A 5,396-nucleotide genomic window follows, 5' to 3' on the forward strand; every position below is an offset into this window, starting at 1 on the left:
CAAACAAGTCGTAAGAGACTTAAAAATTTAACGATGAAGAGTTTGATCCTGGCTCAGGATGAACGCTAGCGGCAGGCCTAACACATGCAAGTCGAGGGGTAACATTGGTGCTTGCACCAGATGACGACCGGCGCACGGGTGCGTAACGCGTATACAATCTGCCTTGTACTGGGGGATAGCCTTTAGAAATGAAGATTAAGACCCCATAGTATTATAGATTCGCATGATGAAATAATTAAAGGTTACGGTACAAGATGAGTATGCGTCCTATTAGCTAGATGGAGTGGTAACGGCACCCCATGGCGACGATAGGTAGGGGCCCTGAGAGGGGGATCCCCCACACTGGTACTGAGACACGGACCAGACTCCTACGGGAGGCAGCAGTGAGGAATATTGGACAATGGGGGCAACCCTGATCCAGCCATGCCGCGTGCAGGAAGACTGCCCTATGGGTTGTAAACTGCTTTTATACGGGAAGAAACACCGCTACGTGTAGCGGCTTGACGGTACCGTAAGAATAAGGATCGGCTAACTCCGTGCCAGCAGCCGCGGTAATACGGAGGATCCAAGCGTTATCCGGAATCATTGGGTTTAAAGGGTCCGTAGGTGGGCTGGTCAGTCAGAGGTGAAATCCCACGGCTCAACCGTGGAACTGCCTTTGATACTGCTAGTCTTGAGTTATTATGAAGTAGTTAGAATATGTAGTGTAGCGGTGAAATGCATAGATATTACATAGAATACCAATTGCGAAGGCAGATTACTAATAATATACTGACACTGATGGACGAAAGCGTAGGTAGCGAACGGGATTAGATACCCCGGTAGTCTACGCCGTAAACGATGGATACTAGCTGTCCGGCTTCGGCTGGGTGGCTAAGCGAAAGTGATAAGTATCCCACCTGGGGAGTACGTTCGCAAGAATGAAACTCAAAGGAATTGACGGGGGCCCGCACAAGCGGTGGAGCATGTGGTTTAATTCGATGATACGCGAGGAACCTTACCAGGGCTTAAATGTAAGTTGCATTAGCTGGAGACAGCTATTTCTTCGGACCACTTACAAGGTGCTGCATGGTTGTCGTCAGCTCGTGCCGTGAGGTGTCAGGTTAAGTCCTATAACGAGCGCAACCCCTGTTGTTAGTTGCCAGCATGTAAAGATGGGAACTCTAGCAAGACTGCCGGTGCAAACCGTGAGGAAGGTGGGGATGACGTCAAATCATCACGGCCCTTACGTCCTGGGCTACACACGTGCTACAATGGTAGGGACAGAGAGCAGCCACTGGGCGACCAGGAGCGAATCTATAAACCCTATCACAGTTCGGATCGGAGTCTGCAACTCGACTCCGTGAAGCTGGAATCGCTAGTAATCGGATATCAGCCATGATCCGGTGAATACGTTCCCGGGCCTTGTACACACCGCCCGTCAAGCCATGGAAGCTGGGAGTGCCTGAAGTCCGTCACCGCAAGGAGCGGCCTAGGGTAAAATCGGTAACTAGGGCTAAGTCGTAACAAGGTAGCCGTACCGGAAGGTGCGGCTGGAACACCTCCTTTCTAGAGAAAGACGACAAATAGGCAAAAGTTTTTGAGAAAAGGATAGTTTATTCTTTTTGCTGTTAATTTTAAAATAAAAAGTAAGTCATTAGTCATTAGTGGTTAGTATAAACTAAGCAGATAAAGGCCAAGGCTAACGACTAAGTACAGTCTCATAGCTCAGCTGGTTAGAGCGCTACACTGATAATGTAGAGGTCGGCAGTTCGAGTCTGCCTGAGACTACGACCCAGGGTTGGTTTGGTTGTATATCAGGTCAATTTTGGACAAGTTCATTAAAATAAAGGAAATTTTAGAAGTTGGGAAACCAGTTTACAGTACGCAGTTAGCAGTACGCAGTACATCAACAATTAAACTGATTACTGAATACTGACAACTGACAACTAAAAACGGGGGATTAGCTCAGCTGGCTAGAGCGCTTGCCTTGCACGCAAGAGGTCATCGGTTCGACTCCGATATTCTCCACAGGGCCGAAATGTTAAGAAAGTGTCTAGTAGACATTTTTAACGTAGGAGCCAGACGGCGCGTTGGCGTTGTCGTAAAGTTCATTGACATATTGAAAAAAGATACATGAAAAATTAGATAGAAATATCTAATAAAAATAATTATTGTAACGAGCAATAATAAAACTCATTAAAAAGACAAAAAGTACAATAAGCTACAAAAGAGCGTATGGGGAATGCCTAGGCTCTCAGAGGCGATGAAGGACGTGATAAGCTGCGAAAAGCTGCGGGGATTGGCACATACAAACTGATCCGCAGATATCCGAATGGGGCAACCCACTATATTGAAGATATAGTATCCGCAAGGAGGCAAACCCGGAGAACTGAAACATCTAAGTACCCGGAGGAGAAGAAAACAAAAGTGATTCCGTAAGTAGTGGCGAGCGAACGCGGATTAGCCCAAACCAATGTTGTTACGGCAATATTGGGGTTGTAGGACCACATCATTGGAAGCATGATGAACTAGAACGCTTTGGAAAGAGCGGCCATAGACGGTGATAGCCCGGTATAGGTAAAGAGTGCGGACATAGTGGTATCCTGAGTAGTGCGGGGCACGTGAAACCCTGTGTGAAACTGGCGGGACCATCCGTTAAGGCTAAATACTCCTGAGAGACCGATAGTGAACTAGTACCGTGAGGGAAAGGTGAAAAGAACCCTGAATAAGGGAGTGAAATAGAACCTGAAACCATACGCTTACAAGCGGTCGGAGTTACGCCTCGGCGTAATGACGGCGTGCCTTTTGCATAATGAGCCTACGAGTTACCGTTGCCAGCAAGGTTAAGGACTTCAGGTCCGGATCCGTAGCGAAAGCGAGTCTGAACAGGGCGCCATAGTTGGTAGTGGTAGACGCGAAACCGTGTGATCTACCCATGGGCAGGTTGAAGCTGTAGTAACATACAGTGGAGGACCGAACCGGTTGACGTTGAAAAGTCTTCGGATGACCTGTGGGTAGGGGTGAAAGGCCAATCAAACTCGGAAATAGCTCGTACTCCCCGAAATGCATTTAGGTGCAGCGTTGATATTAGTTTTATAGAGGTAGAGCTACTGATTGGATGCGGGGGCTTCACCGCCTACCAATTCCTGACAAACTCCGAATGCTATAAAATATGATCAGCAGTGAGGGCATGGGTGCTAAGGTCCATGTCCGAGAGGGAAAGAACCCAGACCATCAGCTAAGGTCCCCAAATGTATGTTAAGTTGAAAAAACGCGGTTGGACTGCTTTGACAGCTAGGATGTTGGCTTGGAAGCAGCCATTCATTTAAAGAGTGCGTAACAGCTCACTAGTCGAGCGGTCCGGCATGGATAATAATCGGGCATAAACATACTACCGAAGCTATGGACCACGCCTTTGGCGTGGTGGTAGGGGAGCATTGTAGTGTCGTCGAAGGTTTGCCGTGAGGCATTCTGGAGAAGCTACAAAAGAAAATGTAGGCATAAGTAACGATAATGCGGGCGAGAAACCCGCACTCCGAAAGACTAAGGTTTCCTCAGCTATGCTAATCAGCTGAGGGTTAGTCGGGACCTAAGGCGAACCCGAAAGGGACAGTCGATGGACAACAGGTTAATATTCCTGTACCCGCTCTCAATAAAAGTGACGGAGGCGAATATTTGGTGCGTGCTGACGGAATAGCACGTTGAAGCCAGTGGCAACACGGCGATAGTACACTAAGACTTCGGTTGCGGTGATAATCCAGAGAATCGACTTCCAAGAAAAGCAAGAGTAGCGGCCCGTACCCTAAACCGACACAGGTAGTTGGGATGAGAATTCTAAGGAGCTCGAGAGATTCATGGCTAAGGAACTAGGCAAAATAGACCCGTAACTTCGGGAGAAGGGTCGCCCCGAACTTGTTTCGGGGCCGCAGTGAAAAGGTCCAGGCGACTGTTTATCAAAAACACAGGGCTATGCTAATTCGAAAGAAGACGTATATGGCCTGACACCTGCCCGGTGCTGGAAGGTTAAGTGGAGATGTTAGCCTCGGCGAAGCATTCAAATGAAGCCCCAGTAAACGGCGGCCGTAACTATAACGGTCCTAAGGTAGCGAAATTCCTTGTCGGGTAAGTTCCGACCTGCACGAATGGTGCAACGATCTGGACACTGTCTCAGCCATGAGCTCGGTGAAATTGTAGTATCGGTGAAGATGCCGATTACCCGCTGTGGGACGAAAAGACCCCGTGCACCTTTACTATAGCTTAGTATTGGTTTTGGATAAGTAATGTGTAGGATAGGTGGGAGACTTTGAAGCGGCGTCGCCAGGCGTTGTGGAGTCATTGTTGAAATACCACCCTTTGCTTATCTAGAGTCTAACCTTCCTATGAAGGGACAGTGCTTGGTGGGTAGTTTGACTGGGGTGGTCGCCTCCAAAAGAGTAACGGAGGCTTCTAAAGGTTCCCTCAGCACGCTTGGTAACCGTGCGCAGAGTGCAATGGCATAAGGGAGCTTGACTGAGAGACCTACAAGTCGATCAGGTACGAAAGTAGAGCATAGTGATCCGGTGGTTCCGCATGGAAGGGCCATCGCTCAAAGGATAAAAGGTACGCCGGGGATAACAGGCTGATCTCCCCCAAGAGCTCACATCGACGGGGGGGTTTGGCACCTCGATGTCGGCTCGTCACATCCTGGGGCTGGAGAAGGTCCCAAGGGTTGGGCTGTTCGCCCATTAAAGTGGCACGCGAGCTGGGTTCAGAACGTCGTGAGACAGTTCGGTCTCTATCTACAGTGGGCGTTAGAAATTTGAGTGGATCTGACTCTAGTACGAGAGGACCGAGTTGGACAAACCTCTGGTGTACCAGTTGTTCCGCCAGGAGCATTGCTGGGTAGCTACGTTTGGAAGGGATAAGCGCTGAAAGCATATAAGCGCGAAACCCACCACAAGATGAGATTTCTTTAAAGGGTCGTGGGAGATGACCACGTTGATAGGCTATAGGTGTAAAGGCAGTAATGTCATAGCCAAGTAGTACTAATAACCCATAGGCTTATTGTAAAAGCCCCCTCTAACTCCCCCAATCAGGGGAGGACACTTGCCCTAACGGGTAATGGGGGTGCGTTGTTTTTTTATAGGCTCAATAATTATTGTACGATCATGTTTCTTATTTTCAATATGTTAAGATATTTTATCCTCGCGAAAGCGGGGATCTCATAATCCCAGAGATGGTGTTTTATGAGTTAAAAGAGATCCCCGCCTGCGCGGGGAAACGATTTAAGGTGGTTATAGCGACGGGGCTCACCTCTTACCATTCCGAACAGAGAAGTTAAGCCCGTTAGCGCCGATGGTACTGCACTTGTGGAAGAGTAGGTCGCCGCCTTTTTTGGAAGAGTCTAATTACATATGTAGTTAGGCTCTTTTTTT

General features: G+C 48.4%; 2 tRNA genes and 3 rRNA genes. All 5 read left to right on the forward strand.

Annotation, left to right across the window (positions count from 1 at the left end):
* Nucleotides 1–30 precede the first annotated feature (30 nt).
* The 5 genes from CLV33_RS17265 (at nt 31) to rrf (ending at nt 5,355) form a co-directional block, all read left to right on the forward strand.
* Nucleotides 31–1,548 (forward strand): 16S ribosomal RNA (locus tag CLV33_RS17265).
* Between the two features lie 148 nt (nt 1,549–1,696).
* Nucleotides 1,697–1,770, forward strand: a tRNA-Ile gene (locus tag CLV33_RS17270).
* Between the two features lie 166 nt (nt 1,771–1,936).
* Nucleotides 1,937–2,010, forward strand: a tRNA-Ala gene (locus CLV33_RS17275).
* A gap of 186 nt (nt 2,011–2,196) precedes the next feature.
* Nucleotides 2,197–5,030 (forward strand): 23S ribosomal RNA (locus CLV33_RS17280).
* 217 nt (nt 5,031–5,247) lie between these two features.
* Nucleotides 5,248–5,355: ribosomal RNA gene (gene rrf, locus CLV33_RS17285) — 5S ribosomal RNA — on the forward strand.
* The 16S, 23S and 5S rRNA genes sit together here with 2 tRNA genes alongside, the layout of an rRNA operon.
* Nucleotides 5,356–5,396 lie beyond the last annotated feature (41 nt).

The organism is Jejuia pallidilutea, from assembly GCF_002973595.1.
In the GTDB taxonomy this organism is placed as follows: domain Bacteria; phylum Bacteroidota; class Bacteroidia; order Flavobacteriales; family Flavobacteriaceae; genus Jejuia; species Jejuia pallidilutea.